The organism is Rhizobium albus (genome assembly GCA_030160035.1).
Classification (GTDB): Bacteria; Pseudomonadota; Alphaproteobacteria; order Rhizobiales; family Rhizobiaceae; genus Georhizobium; species Georhizobium albus.
This window is the reverse complement of sequence record BSNO01000001.1, coordinates 147,837-164,242: the sequence shown is the minus strand read 5'-3', so window position 1 is coordinate 164,242 and position 16,406 is coordinate 147,837. Positions and strand designations below refer to the sequence as shown.

The window sequence follows — 16,406 nt, the reverse complement described above, 5'->3', positions numbered from 1 at the left end:
ATCGAGGGACTTGTCCTGAAAATTCATCGGCGTTCGTTGCCCGCATATGTTGAGAGGTCGTCAAGCGGCTTGAGTGATGTGAGTGACGGTGCTTTCAAACACCGCATTCGCGCTCAACGGTTCTGTTAATCCGTTTCTTATAAACGCGTTCCATCCCGCTTTGTCATAATTTTGAATTTCCTACTGTATCGCATTCGGAACTTTCCACGCTCGATCACGTATATGAGAAGCCGAGGACCGTCGTCTCGGCGCCATGACCCCGCCTCGATACAAATCCGCTCAAGGCTGACGGTCGTAGTGCATGGCAAATGCGATGCGGCGGCATCAGCAAAAGGCGATTCTCAACGTGAACATCAGCGTGGACATGGATGCATTGAAGACTGCGAAATCTGACCAGATCGTGGTGGTCGGTCAGTTGGGTCAGACGCTCGACGGACGCATTGCCTGTGCCAATGGCGCATCCAAATACATCAATGGGTCCGATGCGCTCGACCATTTGCACGCGCTGCGCGCTGACGCGGATGCGATCATCGTGGGCGTGGGCACTGTCGTTGCGGACGATCCGCAACTGACGGTCCGCCGCTGCAATGGCTCGTCGCCGCGCGCCGTGGTGATCGACCCTGGCCGTCGCACACCGCCAGACGCTCGCCTGTTCGAAGCCCACACGGAAAAGCCGCTCTTCATCCGTCGCGAAGACGACGTCCAGCACGAAGATGAGATCGGCGTTGCGATGCTTCCGCCCGGCGAAGGCGAAGACAAGCCGATGCTCGATCCGGTATCGGTGGTGAACGCCCTCGCCGCACGCGGCTATCGCCGGATTCTCGTGGAAGGCGGAGCCTCCACACTTTCCCACTTCATCAATCACCGTGCGATCGACAAGCTGCACATCCTGATGGCGCCCATCATCCTCGGATCCGGCGTCAGCGGCTTGAACCTGACGCCGATCGACAGCCTCAACGGCGCCATTCGCCCGGAAGTGCGCTTGATCCGGTTTGACGATGGCGACGTGCTATATGAGTGCACGATGCAGAGTGTGTGGTCCGCGGACTGAAGTCTTGCCGTGACCTCACCCCTACTTGGAGGTCGCAGCCGATGATCCGCAGGACCTATCATCCCGCACAGCGCTTCTTGCACTGGGCCATTTTCCTCCTGATCCTGATCGGCTTTCCGCTCGGGCTTATCATGGTCGAACGGGATTACAACCCGGTCACCGACGTCATGTACACGCTACACTGGTCGATCGGGCTCACCGTGCTGGCGCTCATGATCGCAAGGGTGGCATCCCGCCTCGCCTTCACGGCTCCCAAGCCTGCCGCGGTTTTGACCGGCTGGCAGCGCACGCTCTCGCATCTCGTGCATGTCGGGCTCTACGTCATGCTGTTCGTGGTGCCGATCCTGGGCTGGCTCGGCAAATCGGCCTATGGAGCGGGCGCGCAGGGCATCAACGTCTTTTATCTCTTCCACGTCCCCGTCCTGCTCGAAAAGGACGAGGACCTCGCCGAGACCCTGCTCTTTGCGCATGAGATCGCGTCGAAAGTGTTTCTCGTGCTGCTCATTCTGCACGTCGCCGGGGCGCTCTACCACGCCTTCGTCAAGCGCGACGGGGTGGTCGGACGCATGGGCATCGGCAAGCGGGTGGCAGAACCGGAAGCGTAAGCCAACAAGCGAGACATTCGCTCGAGCAGATCAGATCGGGCGCGCGAAAATGTCCTCGTGCCCGACGATGACGGTCTCGGCCACTTTCCGTGACTTGAGCCATTCTTCGCGCACTGCAGCCGTGGGTTCGGGATGCGCCGCGATACCTTCGGCGATCCCTGCTGCAAGGGCCTCGATGAGCGCTTGATCAGCCCGCCCAAGACGCCAGTCGCTTGTTCCGCGAGACACGGTGAAGGTGTCACTGAGCTTTTGCGCGAGATAGTCGGTCGCATCGGGTCCAAGAGCACGGCCGAACCCCTTGTCGCGCCGCTGATCTGCCAAGAACGCCGCGAGCACGGCCTCGTCTGTCGCATGTCGTGGAGACCAGGTTTCAGTGCCCGAATAATTCAGCGCGAACAGAAGCGCCGTTCGGTGCTCGGCAGCAGCCTGTGCCGCCCAGTCGAGCCATTCGGCTGACACGAGATCGATCAGCGCCGAGCCGGTGACCACGTCGGCGCGCGCCATGTAGCCTTCCAGCGCCGAGCGGTTGGCAAGATCGGCCTGCTCGAATTCGATGCCGATGCCCTGGCCGATGAGACCTGCCAGCTCCTGACGCGCGCGCTCGATGAGCAGGCTGTCGGCATCGACGAGGACCCAGCTTTGGCGCAGGCCTGGATTGGCCTTGGCGATCGCCGGCGCAAGGGCGCGCGCGGTCGATCCCGTGCCGGCGCCCATATCGACGATCACCGCTTCGCCTGTCAGTTGGGCCATGTGGGCAAGAAAGGCTGCCTGAACCTCTTTGTTGCGCGAGGCGTGATCGGCAGGCTCCCGCAGCGCCAGCCAGTCGGCAGCAAAACCCCTGATTTCGGACGTTTCTGTCATGCTCAAGCCTTCTGCCGCACGGTGTCATTGATGAGCGCGGCCGTCTCCGGCCAATCCGGCAGGGATCGCCCCACGCGATATGCGCCGTCGGCGAGTTGCTCGCGATGGTCGCCGTCACGGATCAATGCCTCCAGCGCTTCTGTCAGCGCATCGATATCGCCTGGGGCGACAAGCGTGCCCGCTTCGGCTGGAACCAGATCCGGCACGGCGCCTGCGCGATAGCCGATGATGGGAAGCCCCGCCGCCATCGCTTCGGCAAACGCCATCCCGTACCCCTCGTAATAGGAAGCCAGTGCAAAGATGGAGGACTGGCCAAACAAGCGGTCGAGTTCCTCGCCGCCGAGCGCGCCTGGAACATGAATGCGATCGTCAAGGCCCGCGGCGGCAATTGCCCGCCGGATGTCGTCGGCGGTCTGCGGCGAGGCCGATGCGGAACCGACGATGTGCGCCGTCCAGTCGTGATCCCTGAGCCGCGACAACGCTGTGATGAGATCGAGGTGCCCTTTGCGCGGCGTCAACGAGCCGAGCGCCAGGATCATCGGCGTTGCCCCGGCCACTGCGCGCGGCCGCCGCTTGGTCCCCGGAACCGCCACGGTCACGGCGCTCTCCGCCACATCAAACAGATCGACGACCGTCCGTGCCGTCTCCGCACTCGTCACGATCACATGCGCGCAAGCATCGACGGCAGCTTTCTCGCTCTCGATCAGCGCCTTCGCCTGGGTCTCGTCCAGCCCTGTCTCGAGGCCGAGAGGATGGTGGAGGAGGACGACAAAGCGGCTCTGAAGGCGATCGATCAGAGCCCGGGGCATGGCGCCATAGGCGAGGCCATCGATCAGGATCGGCTGATCCGGATCGATCGCGGCGATCGTCCGCTCGGTCTCTTCCAGAGAAGCGGTCGACGGAAACGGAAAATCGCCCGGCAGAACGATATGCTCGAAGGGCACGCCCGCAGCACGCCATGCGGCCATAACCGCGCGGGCATAGCCATAGCCGCCCGACAGGGTCTCGATGTCGCCCGGCACGACGAACGCAATCGGCTTCGTGACCGAAGCCTCACCGCCTGCCATGATCAGAGGGTCCCGTTATAGCCGGCGCGGGCAAAATGGGATTCGTGGAGATAGACGCGGATCTCTTTGATGTTCTCCGAACCCTCGCCCAGGCCGCCGCTTCGTGCCGTCTTGGCCAACTCGTCGAAGATGTGCCGGGCCAGGAACTCGGTCGTGGTGATCTGGCCCTTGAAGGCAGGGATTTCGTCGAGATTCTGATAGTTCAGCGGCTTCAGCGTCGACGAAAGCGCCTCCATCGCCTTGCCGATATCGACGACGACGTTCTTGTCAGTCAGGCGATCGGCGACGAACTGCACATCGACCGTAAAGGTCGCACCGTGCATGCCCTGAGCCGGGCCGAAGAACGGATCGGGCAGCGAGTGGGCGATCATGATGGAGTCACGCAGTTCGACGAAATATTCCGACAATGCTCAGTCCTCGTGAAGGAAGGGGAAGTGTTGAACGTTCAAAGATAGGACACGGCCGTCGCCAGACCATCCGCTTTCGGATCAAGAATGTCCCCGATGCGTTGCGGAAGGTCGACAAAGGCGACATCACCGGTGATCAGGCGGTCATACTTGTCGTCGAGCAGAAGCCGCATCGCCATCTCCAGACGCCGCTTGTAGGACCAGCGCACGCGACGTGAAGGCGAGACCATCCCCACTTGCGACGACTTCAGGACGAGCCGGCGACTGTGGAAGGCGCCGCCCAGCGGGACGCTGGGCGTGGCCGCGCCGAACCAGCTGGCCTCGACGACCGTGGCTTCCGTTCCGGCCAATGACAGCGCCGTTGCAAGCCCCGCTTCGCTCGCACTCGTGTGAATGACGACATCGCGATCCTCGGCAGCCCTGTCCGGCGTTGCGAACCCGGCGCCAAGCGCATCGGCGACCGTCTCTCGTGCGCCGTCGATGTCGACGATCTCCACATCGGTACCGGCAATGTCCGACACGACTCCGGCGACCAGCAGCCCGAGCACGCCCCCACCCACGACGGATATCCGGTCGCCCGGACCGGCGCCGCTATCCCAGGCGATGTTCAGCGCTGTTTCCATGTTGGCGGTGAGCACGGCGCGGCGGGGATCCAGCCCCTCCGGCAGCGCAGTCAGCGCCTCTCGTGGAACCTCTACGTGATCCTGATGCGGGAACAGGCCGAAATAGGACTTCCCGTCCTCGCCGACCATGTGCCCCACCCAGGAATAACCATAGCCGACGGGAAACGGGAAATCGCCATGCTGGAACGGCCCACGCATGCGCTCATGCTCGCTTGGCGGAACCTTGCCGTTGAAGACAAGCCTTTCCGTACCTCGGCTGATGCCGGAATGCTGGGCCTGCAACACGACGAGATCGTCGCCGCCGCCGAGACGGAGGGGCGCTGGGCGCAGTTCGACTTGCCCCGGTGCGACATAGGTGAGACAGGACGCCTGGGCGCCCCCGACAACCGCTTCTTCTCGCATCAGGTCGGCCCGACGCTTCGAGTGCCGGCAACCCCGTCATTCACTGTGCCTGGTGGCGAACTCAGCGTCTCGACGACACGCCCGCGAAAAACGCTCATGCGTTCCGCTACCGCATCGTCCGGTGGCGTCATGCCTGCCGTGAAGCCGAGCGCTACAGCCAGATCCGAAACAATCTGCGCATCGTCGGAAATGATATGAATGGGCACGTCGCGATTGTCCGTTTCGCCGGTGATGATGCGGGCAGGTTGATGGTCCCCGAGAATGATCAGAACGAACTCGTCGGCAAGCCGTTCCGCGATATAGGAATCGAGATTTGCCAGAGCATATTCGATCGACAGGCGAAACTGTGTGCGAACCCGTTCCGGATCGGCCCAGACTTCTTGCGGCGTCGCGCCGTCCCGTGCCTGTTCGGAGAAGATCGAACCATCGCCGACAGTGGCCCAGTCGATGACGCGCGGAATGGGCGTCCACGGCGCGTGGCTGGAAATGAGGGCCACCTCCGCAAAGAGGGGCCGGTCTCGATCTGCCAGCCGCTCGAAGCGGTCGAGCGCCGCAAGCGTGTACTGGTCGGGCATCGTCACCCAATTGAACGGCAGCCCTTCATAACCGAGGTTCGGTTCGTCATAGACCATATCGTAGCCGAGCGCCGTGCCCTCCGGCCAAGCCATCGTGATCGCGGGCATCACCGCCACCGTGCGATAACCGGCTCGGTTGAAATCGTCGATGAGCGTTTGCCTGTTCTTGACCAGCATCGAGTTGTAGCGGCGCTGATTGTCGACCCAGAGACCGGCAAGCGTGGAAGCATGACCGAGCCAGCTTTGGCCACCTGACACGGGCGATGTGAGGAAGCCGCTTGCCGCATGCAGGCCCTGGTCGTCGACCGTCTGATCCAACTGCGCCAGAAGCGGCCGGATGGACGGCGCGTAGAGCGGATTGTCGAGCACGGTCCGGCCATAGGATTCGACGAAGAACAAGAGCACGTCGCGGCCGCCAAGCCGCGACATCAGCACATCGTCGGCAATATCAGCCGCCGGATCATTGCTGGCTTCGCGATCGAATTCCTCGAGATCCTTGAGGCTTGCTGCGAGCGAGGTCGCATGCCGCTGCATGAGCCCGGAGGTCGACGCCGTAAGGAAATGCAGGCCCTGAGACGCGGGATAGAGCTTGGGCATTTGCCAACCGACCAGAAGCAAAGCGCCTGCAACAATCACGGCAGCAAGGCGATGACGCCTGACGCCCGACGCAGTGATTCCGACCAAAAAGCCCGAGAGCACGATGATCGACACAAGCAGGAGGACGACTGAGATGGTCAGCCCGACAGCGGCGGCTTGTCCGAGCGTCCCAACCGCCAGATCCCAGACCGCGTTCAGGAGATGCGCGTCGAGAACCGGATTGAACGGCCGCGCCATGGCTTCGAACGCCGCCATGTCGGCGAGCTTCACGATAAGAACAATCGCCAGCAGGAGCGCCGCGCCCCACCGGATCAGTGGCCGGAGAACGCCGGGCACGACGGCAAGCGCGATGATCAGGACGAGCAGCTCGATGGGAACGGCGGCAAACGCATCAGCTGCCAAGCGGGATCGGTCGTTGGGCAACAGAAGTGCCGCGGCAATGGCAAGAACCGCCGCAATCAGCAACAAAATCCCGAAGGGCCGCCGGCGGCCAGACCGCTTGGGCTTTTCATTGTCCGAACGAAATCTATCTGCCATCACTTGGACGATCCGAATTGAGGAACGATGACCTTCTGTGGGTCGCGGGGCGATAATTCCGGCTTCCGGCCGAAAAGATCCAAGAACAGGCGAGCCTTACGTTTCTCACCATGCCAGATCGTCATAAACTTGTCATACGGCTGGTGGCCGTGGTTGGACTTCTTGTCGCGGTCGCTTTTGCAGTCGATCTGGACGCGGCTCTCGCGGGCCTGCTGGATGCCGATCTTTCGCTGACCATCCTCGCCATCATCCTCGTGCAAGGTCAGATCGTCCTCTCGGCCTATCGGTGGCATTTCACGACGAAGCGGCTTGGGCGCCCGTTGCCGATCGATCGCGCCATCTCGGAATATTATCTGGCAAGCCTCCTCAACATGGTCCTCCCCGGCGGGGTCGGCGGTGATGCCGTGCGCGCCACGCGGGAAGGCAAGGCCCGCGAAGGTGCAGCCGACAAGGCTTATGGCGTTGCAGCAAGCGCCGTCATCCTGGAGCGACTGGCCGGCCAGGTGGCGTTTTTCATGGTCGCCGCCGTCGGCATTGCCTGCTGGCCTCTGCTGTTGGGAGACACGTTGCCGGTCGGAACCGGATGGCTGCTTGCCGCACCGCCTCTGATTCTCGGCTCGCTCGTGCTGCTTGCCTGGGTCGGCACGCGACTGGCACCGCGCCCACTTGCGAACTGGCTGAAAACACTCGGCCCATCGATCAGAAAGGCGTGGCTGACGGATAGTGCTTGGCTCATCCAAGGCGCGCTGAGCTTTGCGATCGCGCTTCTCTATATCGCCGTTTTCGCGCTCGCCTCGGCCGCCATCGGCGCGCCGCTCGGCCTGCTCGCGGCTGCCGCACTCATTCCGCTGGTGCTTTTGACGATGCTGGTGCCGATTTCGATCGGCGGCTTCGGTCTGCGCGAAGGTGCCGCCGCCGCGCTGTGGCCACTCGCCGGATTTGCAGGATCAGATGGATTGGCGGCAGCGCTGCTTTACGGCGTGATCAGCATCGTGGGCGCCCTGCCCGGCGCGCTCGTGCTGCTCAAGCGATCGTCGGCAGCCTCCAGCCGGGCGTAGATGTCGCCGGACCCGTTTGCGGAAGCACGCGTCAGCGCGACCTGCATGTCGGCGGCCGAAAGCCAGTGCGGCTCGGCAAACTTGTGGCGTTCGCCGACAACCCAGTTGAAGCGGTAACGACCAAGCGCCTCGAGCCTGTCGATACAGGCACGCGCACCATCGAGCGCCTCTGGAATATATTCGAACGCGACGATCGGGATAGGCTGGCTGAGCCCGGCGAGGATATCGGGCTCGAGACCTTCGACGTCGATCTTGCAAAAGCGCGGCAAGCCGTGGGTTTCGATCAGCGCATCGAGCGTCGTTACCGGCACTTCGACCGCTTCGTCCCAGTCGACGGATGAAAACGCCTTGGTCTTGCCAACGGTGTCGATCCAGTCGCGTGACATGGTGGTGACCGTGGGATGGCGCCTTGAAATGTGAAGCGTCAGCCGTCCGCTTTCGGAGCCCGCCGCAGCGCCGACGATCTCGATGTCGGGTGAACGAACGAAGCGGCGCAGAAAATCGAGGAAGGCCGGCTGCGGCTCGAGCGCGACGACCCGTGCCCCAGCCTTTACCATCGCACGCGAGCGACTACCGACATGGGCCCCCACGTCGAAGCACAGATCGCCCGGCGTCAGGAGCTCGCCGTAGAAGGCAGCGAGCCGTCGCTGCTTCCAGGGCTGGCCGCGGTAGATGACCAGCGAGCGGACAAGGCCGGCGAATGTGCGAATATCCATCAGGCCGTGCCCTCCTGCGGTCCGCCCACCTGCTGGCGATGCTTGAACAGCCAGACGATATCGATCGCGAACGAAGCGATGATGGCGGCAACCGCAAATCCGGCAACACCCGTGGCGGCGACGCCAACGATTGGCGGCATAGCGAGCAGGCAGAGCGCTGCGCCCTGGATGACACACACGGTCTTGCGGCGCATCGACGGCGGCAACGGGCTGTCGAGCCACGGCATGAGGTATGACGCGCCGACAAAGAGATAGCGCATGGCGCCGATCAGGAGCACCCAGGGCCCGACCTTGTCGAGAACCAGAGCCAGCACTGAAAGGATAAGGATCAAGAGTGCGTCGCTCTCCATGTCGAAGCGCGCGCCGAAGTCCGACCGCGGGCCGAAGCGACGCGCCAGCCAGCCATCCACACCGTCAAGCACCACGGCAAGCGTGGCGATGCCGGCGAAGAACCAGGCAAGCTGCTGGCTTGGCTGCAGCGTCCACAGAGAGATCTCTGCCGTATAGCCCGCGACGAGCGCCGCGAGAACGGTGCGCACTAGCGTCACCGTATTGGGCCAGCCGAAGACCCGGTAAGGATGATGCGCCAGGATGCGGGATAGAACGACCGCCCCCACCGTGGCGTAGATCGCGAGCGACGTCATGGCGCTGATGAGCCCAAGCGTTGCCCAGCTTGATACGAAAGCGCTGGCGATCAACAGCGCAATCCCCGCCCCAACCAAGGCGAGGACCGTCTGTCGGTAGAGATTGCGTGCAGGCAGTTCTGGCGATACGGCGATTTTGGCGCCCGGATTCTTCTTTTTCATAGGTGCCTTTACGCAACTGTCACAATTGCCGGATCACTTGGCCCAAATATCTGATTCGATCGGCGTTCGCACAAGCTCACGGCTGGTTCTCCGGAACCGCATCCGTGCCCATGTGTTTTAGCGTTTCATTACCTGCAAGAGTTGGCCGTGATCACGGACTACTCCGGCTGCGACTCTCAAAACCCAACCGATCCGGAGCAACGCGATGGCGAAGAGCGTGAAGTACGATGGCGACCTTTTCGCGACCCATCCCGATGGAATGGATTTTACGGCCGGCCACGAAGTGGAGCCGCTGATCGGCGGCATGGCAACCTACGCCGCGCTCGAAGAAGCCATTGATGGGGCAGAATCGTCCGTCCACATGGCTTATTGGACGCTCGAGCCCTCCATTAAGACGACCGGCAAGGTGAAGGCCAAAACGCTGAGCGGGCTCATGCAAAACGTCGTGGAACGGGGTGTCGATTTGCGCATCGTCGTGGCGGATTTCGATCCCGTGATCGGCACGACCTTTCATCTCGATGCCTGGAAAGCCTATCGAAAGCTGCATGCAATCGCCGATGTTCTGCCCGAGGACAAGAAGCATCATTTTTCCATCATGTGTTCGCGCCACGATACCCGCTGGGGTCCGGCTGCACGCACCGCGGCGCAACCCATCCTGCGCTGGAAGCTTGCGGAAAAGGTCAATATCATCAATGCCTTCAAGACCAAGAAAGAAAAGGTAGCCTATCTCGAAACGGCGCCTGGCCTTTGGCCTTTCATCAATTTCGATGGCAAAACCTGCTCGATCAAGCCGACGGCCTTTCCCGGGTTCTACCCTGCGGCACATCACGAGAAATTGTGCGTCATCGATGACCGGATCGTCTTTCTGGGCGGCCTGGACATCACCACCAAGCGCAAGGACGACTGGGACCACGACAACGCTTTCCCCTGGCATGACGTGGCCTGCAGGCTCGAAGGGCCGGTCGCAACCTTTTTCGCCCGTCATTTTCGCAGCCGCTGGAATGAGGAACGCGAGGAAAGCATCGCATTTATGAAATCGCTGAAGGCGCCGGAGGGGATCAAGCAGATGCCGAACGGCATCACGATCCCCGAGCTCGCAACCGACGTTCCGGAAACGAAGCCGGTCAAGGGCGGCGTCGAGGTCAAGCCGATGCGCACGATCTCCAAGCAGAGCAGGTCGTGGCTCTCGCGTTCGCCGACAACGCAGATCACGGAGATACGTGAAACCTACCTCGACATCATTTCGAAGGCCGAGGACTTCATTTACATCGAAAATCAGTACATCCGATCGACCGCCATCGCCGAAGCGCTGTGCGAACGTGCTAAAAAGAACAAGCAGCTCGAATTGATGCTGGTTCTCCCGCTCATCCCCGAGGACGCCTTCGTCGAAGACGAGCCCAACATTGCGACACGCCACGGGCAGTATCTGCGTGAGAAGAACACCGACATGCTCTACGACGCGTTCGGCGATCGGCTCGGCATCTACTGCATGCAGATGCCGCGCGACGACAAGCTTCCGGATCCGGAAGAAGACGACCCCGACGAGATCATCAAGAACACGATCTACATTCATGCAAAGACGATGGTCTGCGACGACAAGATCGCGATCATCGGCTCGGCAAACCTCAATGACCGCAGTCTTGTGACGGACACCGAGACGGCAATCGCCTGGCGAGGAGAGACGTCGGTGAAAAAGTACCGCGTGCGCCTTTGGGAGCACGCGCTGGACATGGACACGTCGACCTGGACGTCCGAACATCTGAAGCGCTGGAACGCCATTGCGCTGAAGAACGCCAAGGGCACGGCCGAAGAGCGTCAGGGCTTCATCGTCCCGCTGCCACGTCATCACCTCGACGCGCACGCCAAGAAGTCGTGGCTGGTGCCTGACGAACTCGTCTGAGGTCAAAAAAAGAGCGGCCACCAGGGCCGCTCTCTTAATCTTCAGTGGGTCGAAGGCTTACTCGGCAGCGATCTGACGCTCGTGACGGCCTTCTTCGATTTCCTCGACGATCTTGGCGTTGAATGCCGGTAGATCCTTGGGGTTGCGCGAGGTGATCACGGCCTCGTCGGTTACCACTTCCTGATCGCTCCAGTTCGCTCCGGCATTGATCAGGTCAGTCTTGATCGAGCCGTAGGACGTGACGTTGCGGCCACGCACCACGTCAGCCTCCACGAGAAGCCATGGGCCGTGGCAGATCGCAGCGAGCGTCTTGCCGGATTCGGCGAATTCACGAACGAAGTTGACGGCTTTCTCTTCGACGCGCAGCAGGTCAGGATTGATCTGACCGCCCGGAAGAACAAGCGCGTCGTAATCGCTGACGCTGATTTCATCGAGGGTTTTGTCGACGGTGACGCTGTCACCCCAGTTGTCTTCGTCCCAGCTCTTGATCTCGCCGGACTTCAACGACACGACATCGACCTTGGCACCCTTGGACTTCAGAAAATCCAGCGGCTCGCGCAGTTCTGAACGTTCGTAGCCATCGGTTGCCAGGATCGCGATTTTTGCAGATTCGATTTTGGGCATGCTCGTCTCCTTTGATTGTGAGCCTCCCCCCGTCTCCCCTGCCAAACGCATCGCGCGCGGCGACCGTTCCGCTTTGTTTCGAAGAAATGCGGGAAGCTTGGCGTCTACAACCTGCGCGACATGCGCACATCGTCGAACATCCAAAATGCATCGTCTCGTTGCATCATGCACCGAATCTCATAAGCTTGTGGGGCGCCCTAGGCGCCTTGCCGAGAACCCCGTCTCTCCCGCCTTCCAAGGAGCCCGCAGGTGACTGTCAGCGCCGTTCTTGCCGCCATCGATCGCATCGACAACGCTGAGACGTCGGAGGAAGTGACGGAAATCCTGCAGCAGGCGCTCGAAGCTTATGGTGTGGCCTATCACGGCCTTGTTCGAGCCCAGTTGCCGCACGAACCGCTGGGCGACGCGCTGCTTTCGGGGATCCTGCCCGAGGGGTGGGCGGAAACCTATGTGAGGCGGAAGTACCTTCTGATCGACCCGGTCGTGCGCCATCTCGGCCAGTCACGCTCTGGTTTTCGCTGGCAGACTGCGGCCGATCTGCATGCGAACGGCAAGCACGGAAAGCGGATGGACCGGATGATGGCGGATGCCAGCAAAGCCGGTCTCAAGGATGGCTACAGCTTCCCGGTACATGGACGCCGGGGGCTTCTGGCGCATCTCAGCATCGGCGGAGAGCCCGTCGACCTTCAAAGTGCCGATCTTGCGGTGATCGGAGCATTGGCGAGCAAAGCCTATTGGCGAATGGCTGACCTGAAGGGCCTGGGACAGGCGCACCCGCTCGATGCCCTTGATGACATCAAACTCACCCATCGGGAGATGGAGTCGTTGCATTACCTGGCCGACGGCATGACATCCCCGGAGATCGCTGCGGTTCTTGAAATCTCCAACCACACGGTCGATTGGTACATGAACGGCATTCAGCAGAAATTGAAGGCCAAGAACCGCCACCACGCGGTCGCGCTCGCCTTTCGGCTTGGACTTGTTTCCTGATCTTTCAATCGGTTTGCACCGCAGCAATTCTGCGCTAGACATTCCAAAGTTAAGGACCGGCACGGGCCTGTGCCGCGAAGGAGAGCTGCGCTGTGCCGATTTCGAAGATTCTCGTTGCCAACCGTTCCGAAATCGCCATCCGCGTCTTCCGCGCCGCCAACGAACTTGGCATCAAGACCGTCGCCATCTGGGCGGAAGAGGACAAGCTCGCCCTTCACCGCTTCAAGGCCGATGAGAGCTATCAGGTCGGGCGCGGTCCGCATCTGGAGCGCGATCTTGGCCCCATCGAAAGCTATCTGTCGATCGACGAGGTGATCCGCGTCGCAAAGCTCTCAGGCGCCGATGCAATCCACCCGGGCTACGGCCTGCTGTCCGAAAGCCCGGAATTCGCCGACGCCTGCGCCGAGCACGGCATCATCTTCATCGGCCCGAGCCCCGATACGATGCGTCGCTTGGGCAACAAGGTTGCCGCGCGCAATCTCGCCATCGAAGTCGGGGTGCCGGTCGTGCCGGCCACCGAGCCCTTGCCGGACGACATGGACGAAGTGGCTAGAATGGCGGACGCCATCGGCTACCCGCTCATGCTGAAGGCGTCCTGGGGTGGCGGCGGCCGCGGCATGCGCGTCATCCGCCAGGCCTCCGATCTTGCGCGTGAGGTGACGGAAGCCAAGCGCGAGGCGAAGGCTGCCTTCGGCAAGGACGAAGTCTACCTCGAAAAGCTCGTCGAGCGCGCCCGCCACGTCGAAAGCCAGATACTCGGCGACACACACGGCACCGTCGTCGATCTCTTCGAGCGCGACTGCTCCATCCAGCGCCGCAACCAGAAGGTCGTGGAGCGCGCGCCAGCGCCTTATCTATCGAACGAGAAGCGCGCCGAGATCGCCAGCTACGCACGCAAGATCGCGGAAGCCACGTCCTATGTCGGCGCCGGCACCGTCGAATTCCTGATGGATGCCGACACGCAGGAATTCTACTTCATCGAGGTCAATCCGCGCATCCAGGTGGAGCATACGGTCACCGAGGAAGTGACCGGCATCGACATCGTCAAGGCGCAGATCCGCATTCTCGAAGGCCAGAAAATCGGCACTCCGGAATCGGGCGTCCCGCGCCAGGAAGACATCAAGCTCAACGGTCACGCGCTTCAGTGCCGCATCACCACCGAGGACCCGGAGCAGAACTTCATTCCCGACTATGGCCGCATCACCGCCTATCGCGGCGCGACCGGCTTCGGCATCCGCCTCGATGGCGGCACAGCGTATTCGGGCGCCGTCATCACGCGCTTCTATGATCCGCTTCTGGAGAAAGTCACCGCCTGGGCGCCGACGGCGGAGGAGGCGATCCTGCGTATGGACAGGGCCCTGCGCGAATTCCGTATCCGCGGCATCGCCACCAATTTGACCTTTCTCGAAGCGATCATCGGTCACCCGAAATTCCGCGACAACAGCTACACGACCCGCTTCATCGACGAGACGCCGGAGCTTTTCGAACAAGTGGGCCGTCAGGACCGCGCCACCAAGCTTCTGACCTACCTTGCCGACGTGACCGTCAACGGCCACCCCGAAGTGAAGGGCCGCCCGGTGCCGGCGGAAGCGGCAGCGCCACGCATTCCCCACGTGGGCAAGAAGGAAATCCCCGACGGAACCAAGCAGCGGCTCGACGCACTCGGTCCGGAAAAGTTCGCCGAATGGATGCGCGGTGAAACGCGCGTGCTCCTGACCGACACGACCATGCGCGACGGCCACCAGTCGCTTCTGGCGACCCGGATGCGCACCTACGACATCGCGCGCATCTCCGACACCTACGCCCGCGCGCTCCCCGAGCTCTTCTCGCTCGAATGCTGGGGCGGCGCGACATTTGACGTGTCCATGCGCTTTCTCACGGAAGACCCCTGGGAGCGCCTCGATCTCGTGCGCAAGGGTGCGCCGAACATTCTGTTGCAGATGCTTCTGCGCGGCGCCAATGGGGTTGGCTACAAGAATTACCCCGACAACGTCGTGCGCCATTTCGTCGAACAGGCGGCAAAGGGCGGCATCGACGTCTTCCGCGTCTTCGATTGCTTGAACTGGGTCGACAACATGCGCGTCGCCATGGATGCGGTGCGCGAGACAGGCCGGCTTTGCGAAGCCGCTATCTGCTACACCGGCAACATCCTCGATCCGGAGCGCGCCAAATACGATCTCGCTTACTACACCAACCTCGCAAAGGAACTTGAGGCCGCCGGCGCCAACATCATCGCGCTGAAGGACATGGCCGGGCTGCTGAAACCTGCCGCTGCCCGCGTGCTGTTCAAGGCACTGCGCGACACCACCGATCTGCCGATCCATTTCCACACCCACGACACCTCGGGCATTGCCGGCGCTACCGTGCTGGCGGCCGTCGATGCCGGCGTCGACGTCATCGATGCGGCGATGGATGCGCTGTCCGGCAACACCTCGCAGCCCTGCCTCGGCTCGATCGTGGAAGCCCTGCGCAACACCGAGCGCGATCCCGGTCTCGACCCGGAATGGATCCGCCGAATTTCCTTCTACTGGGAAGCGGTGCGCAACCAGTATGCCGCTTTCGAAAGTGACCTGCGCGGGCCTGCCTCGGAGGTCTACCTGCACGAAATGCCGGGCGGCCAGTTCACCAACCTCAAGGAACAGGCCCGCTCGCTCGGGCTTGAAACCCGCTGGCACGAAGTGGCGCAGGCCTATGCGGACGCCAACCGCATGTTCGGCGACATCGTGAAAGTGACCCCCTCCTCCAAGGTCGTTGGCGACATGGCGCTGATGATGGTTTCGCAGGATTTGTCTGTCGCCGATGTGGAGAACCCCGCAAAGGACATCTCCTTCCCGGACTCCGTCGTATCGATGATGCGCGGCGATCTCGGGCAGCCGCCATCCGGCTGGCCTGCAGCCCTGCAGAAGAAAATACTGAAGGACGAGAAGCCGTTTACCGAACGCCCGGGCGCGCTTCTGGAGCCCGCCGATCTCGCCGCTGAGCGCAAGTCGATCGAAGAGACGCTGGAACGCGAGGTCGACGAGTTCGAATTCGCCTCTTACCTCATGTATCCCAAGGTCTTTACGGATTTCGCGTTGGCCTCCGAGACCTACGGCCCCGTCAGCGTGCTGCCGACGCCCGCCTATTTCTACGGCCTCGATGTCGGCGAAGAACTGTTCGTCGATCTCGAAAAGGGCAAGACGCTCGTCGTGCGCAACCAGGCGATCGGCGAGACCAACGACAAGGGCATGATCACCGTCTTCTTCGAGCTCAATGGCCAGCCGCGCCGAGTGAAAGTGCCCGACCGCGCCCACGGAGCAGGCGGCAGCGGCGTCAAGCGCAAGGCAGAAGCCGGCAACGACCACCACATCGGCGCGCCGATGCCGGGTGTCGTCTCCACAATCGCGGTCTCTGCAGGCCAAAAGGTGGCGTCGGGCGACGTGATCCTCTCCATCGAAGCGATGAAGATGGAGACGGCGATCCACGCCGACCGCGATGGTGTCATTGGCGAAGTGCTGGTGAAAGCCGGCGACCAGATCGATGCCAAGGATCTTCTCGCAACCTACACAGCGGAATGATCTGCCATCAATCGTGAAGTGGGGCATGTG

General features: G+C 62.0%; 14 protein-coding genes. 6 read left to right on the top strand and 8 right to left on the bottom strand.

Annotated features, from left to right (window positions below; all coding sequences use genetic code 11):
• Nucleotides 1–346: 346 nt before the first annotated feature.
• Both QQL76_RS00765 and QQL76_RS00760 read left to right on the top strand, forming a co-directional pair.
• Nucleotides 347–1,051, top strand: coding sequence for a RibD family protein (locus tag QQL76_RS00765; RefSeq protein WP_499205947.1), 705 nt, complete (start codon nt 347–349; stop codon nt 1,049–1,051).
• Between the two features lie 41 nt (nt 1,052–1,092).
• On the top strand, nt 1,093–1,656 hold the full coding sequence (locus QQL76_RS00760; protein ID WP_499205946.1) for a cytochrome b: 564 nt from the start codon (nt 1,093–1,095) through the stop codon (nt 1,654–1,656).
• 30 nt (nt 1,657–1,686) lie between these two features.
• On the opposite strand, the gene QQL76_RS00755 is transcribed toward QQL76_RS00760, so the two are convergent.
• The 5 genes from QQL76_RS00755 to QQL76_RS00735 all read right to left on the bottom strand — a co-directional run bounded on the left by QQL76_RS00755 (nt 1,687) and on the right by QQL76_RS00735 (nt 6,725).
• Nucleotides 1,687–2,517, bottom strand: a complete 831-nt coding sequence (locus QQL76_RS00755) for a class I SAM-dependent methyltransferase (RefSeq protein ID WP_499205945.1) — start codon at nt 2,515–2,517, stop codon at nt 1,687–1,689.
• Between the two features lie 2 nt (nt 2,518–2,519).
• Nucleotides 2,520–3,584 carry a glycosyltransferase family 4 protein gene (locus tag QQL76_RS00750; protein ID WP_499205944.1) on the bottom strand — a complete coding sequence of 355 codons (1,065 nt, stop codon included), beginning with the start codon at nt 3,582–3,584 and terminating at the stop codon, nt 2,520–2,522.
• A 2-nt stretch (nt 3,585–3,586) separates the two neighbouring features.
• Nucleotides 3,587–3,955, bottom strand: a complete 369-nt coding sequence (locus QQL76_RS00745; RefSeq protein ID WP_499207081.1) for a 6-pyruvoyl trahydropterin synthase family protein — start codon at nt 3,953–3,955, stop codon at nt 3,587–3,589.
• 74 nt (nt 3,956–4,029) lie between these two features.
• The gene (locus tag QQL76_RS00740) at nt 4,030–5,016 is read right to left on the bottom strand and encodes a zinc-dependent alcohol dehydrogenase (RefSeq protein ID WP_499205943.1); all 987 of its coding nucleotides are present in this window, start codon (nt 5,014–5,016) and stop codon (nt 4,030–4,032) included.
• Nucleotides 5,016–6,725 carry a sulfatase-like hydrolase/transferase gene (locus tag QQL76_RS00735; protein ID WP_499205942.1) on the bottom strand — a complete coding sequence of 570 codons (1,710 nt, stop codon included), beginning with the start codon at nt 6,723–6,725 and terminating at the stop codon, nt 5,016–5,018. Before QQL76_RS00735 ends, QQL76_RS00740 begins: the two co-directional genes overlap by 1 nt.
• Before the next feature lie 149 nt (nt 6,726–6,874).
• Here QQL76_RS00735 and QQL76_RS00730 point away from each other — a divergent pair, with 149 nt between their 5' ends.
• On the top strand, nt 6,875–7,783 hold the full coding sequence (locus QQL76_RS00730; RefSeq protein ID WP_499205941.1) for a lysylphosphatidylglycerol synthase transmembrane domain-containing protein: 909 nt from the start codon (nt 6,875–6,877) through the stop codon (nt 7,781–7,783).
• On the opposite strand, the gene QQL76_RS00725 is transcribed toward QQL76_RS00730, so the two are convergent.
• Together QQL76_RS00725 and QQL76_RS00720 are read right to left on the bottom strand one after the other, a co-directional pair.
• Nucleotides 7,699–8,499 carry a class I SAM-dependent methyltransferase gene (locus QQL76_RS00725; RefSeq protein WP_499205940.1) on the bottom strand — a complete coding sequence of 267 codons (801 nt, stop codon included), beginning with the start codon at nt 8,497–8,499 and terminating at the stop codon, nt 7,699–7,701. The two genes, QQL76_RS00730 and QQL76_RS00725, sit on opposite strands and share 85 nt — an antisense overlap.
• Complete coding sequence (locus QQL76_RS00720) at nt 8,499–9,305, bottom strand: CDP-alcohol phosphatidyltransferase family protein (protein ID WP_499205939.1); 807 nt, start codon at nt 9,303–9,305, stop codon at nt 8,499–8,501. Before QQL76_RS00720 ends, QQL76_RS00725 begins: the two co-directional genes overlap by 1 nt.
• 205 nt (nt 9,306–9,510) lie before the next feature.
• Between QQL76_RS00720 and QQL76_RS00715 the strand changes: the two genes are divergently transcribed.
• Entirely contained in the window at nt 9,511–11,205 is a 1,695-nt protein-coding gene (locus tag QQL76_RS00715; protein WP_499205938.1) for a phospholipase D-like domain-containing protein, read from the top strand.
• 57 nt (nt 11,206–11,262) lie between these two features.
• On the opposite strand, the gene QQL76_RS00710 is transcribed toward QQL76_RS00715, so the two are convergent.
• A complete protein-coding gene (locus QQL76_RS00710) occupies nt 11,263–11,829 on the bottom strand; it encodes a type 1 glutamine amidotransferase domain-containing protein (protein ID WP_499205937.1) in 567 nt (188 codons plus the stop codon).
• A 249-nt stretch (nt 11,830–12,078) separates the two neighbouring features.
• Between QQL76_RS00710 and QQL76_RS00705 the strand changes: the two genes are divergently transcribed.
• Complete coding sequence (locus QQL76_RS00705) at nt 12,079–12,819, top strand: LuxR family transcriptional regulator (protein WP_499205936.1); 741 nt, start codon at nt 12,079–12,081, stop codon at nt 12,817–12,819.
• 92 nt (nt 12,820–12,911) lie between these two features.
• Nucleotides 12,912–16,376 (top strand): pyruvate carboxylase, encoded by a 3,465-nt coding sequence (pyc, locus tag QQL76_RS00700; RefSeq protein WP_499205935.1) that lies wholly within the window; start codon nt 12,912–12,914, stop codon nt 16,374–16,376.
• The last annotated feature ends 30 nt before the right edge of the window (nt 16,377–16,406 follow it).

Excerpts from the sequence above, each read along its gene's own strand:
- QQL76_RS00760 (WP_499205946.1), top strand. The coding sequence starts at position 1,093 with ATGATCCGCAGGACCTATCATCCCGCACAGCGCTTCTTGCACTGGGCC.
- QQL76_RS00740 (WP_499205943.1), bottom strand. The coding sequence starts at position 5,016 with ATGCGAGAAGAAGCGGTTGTCGGGGGCGCCCAGGCGTCCTGTCTCACC.
- QQL76_RS00725 (WP_499205940.1), bottom strand. The coding sequence starts at position 8,499 with ATGGATATTCGCACATTCGCCGGCCTTGTCCGCTCGCTGGTCATCTAC.
- QQL76_RS00735 (WP_499205942.1), bottom strand. The coding sequence starts at position 6,725 with ATGGCAGATAGATTTCGTTCGGACAATGAAAAGCCCAAGCGGTCTGGC.
- QQL76_RS00745 (WP_499207081.1), bottom strand. The coding sequence starts at position 3,955 with ATGATCGCCCACTCGCTGCCCGATCCGTTCTTCGGCCCGGCTCAGGGC.
- QQL76_RS00755 (WP_499205945.1), bottom strand. The coding sequence starts at position 2,517 with ATGACAGAAACGTCCGAAATCAGGGGTTTTGCTGCCGACTGGCTGGCG.
- QQL76_RS00750 (WP_499205944.1), bottom strand. The coding sequence starts at position 3,584 with ATGGCAGGCGGTGAGGCTTCGGTCACGAAGCCGATTGCGTTCGTCGTG.
- QQL76_RS00715 (WP_499205938.1), top strand. The coding sequence starts at position 9,511 with ATGGCGAAGAGCGTGAAGTACGATGGCGACCTTTTCGCGACCCATCCC.
- QQL76_RS00710 (WP_499205937.1), bottom strand. The coding sequence starts at position 11,829 with ATGCCCAAAATCGAATCTGCAAAAATCGCGATCCTGGCAACCGATGGC.
- QQL76_RS00720 (WP_499205939.1), bottom strand. The coding sequence starts at position 9,305 with ATGAAAAAGAAGAATCCGGGCGCCAAAATCGCCGTATCGCCAGAACTG.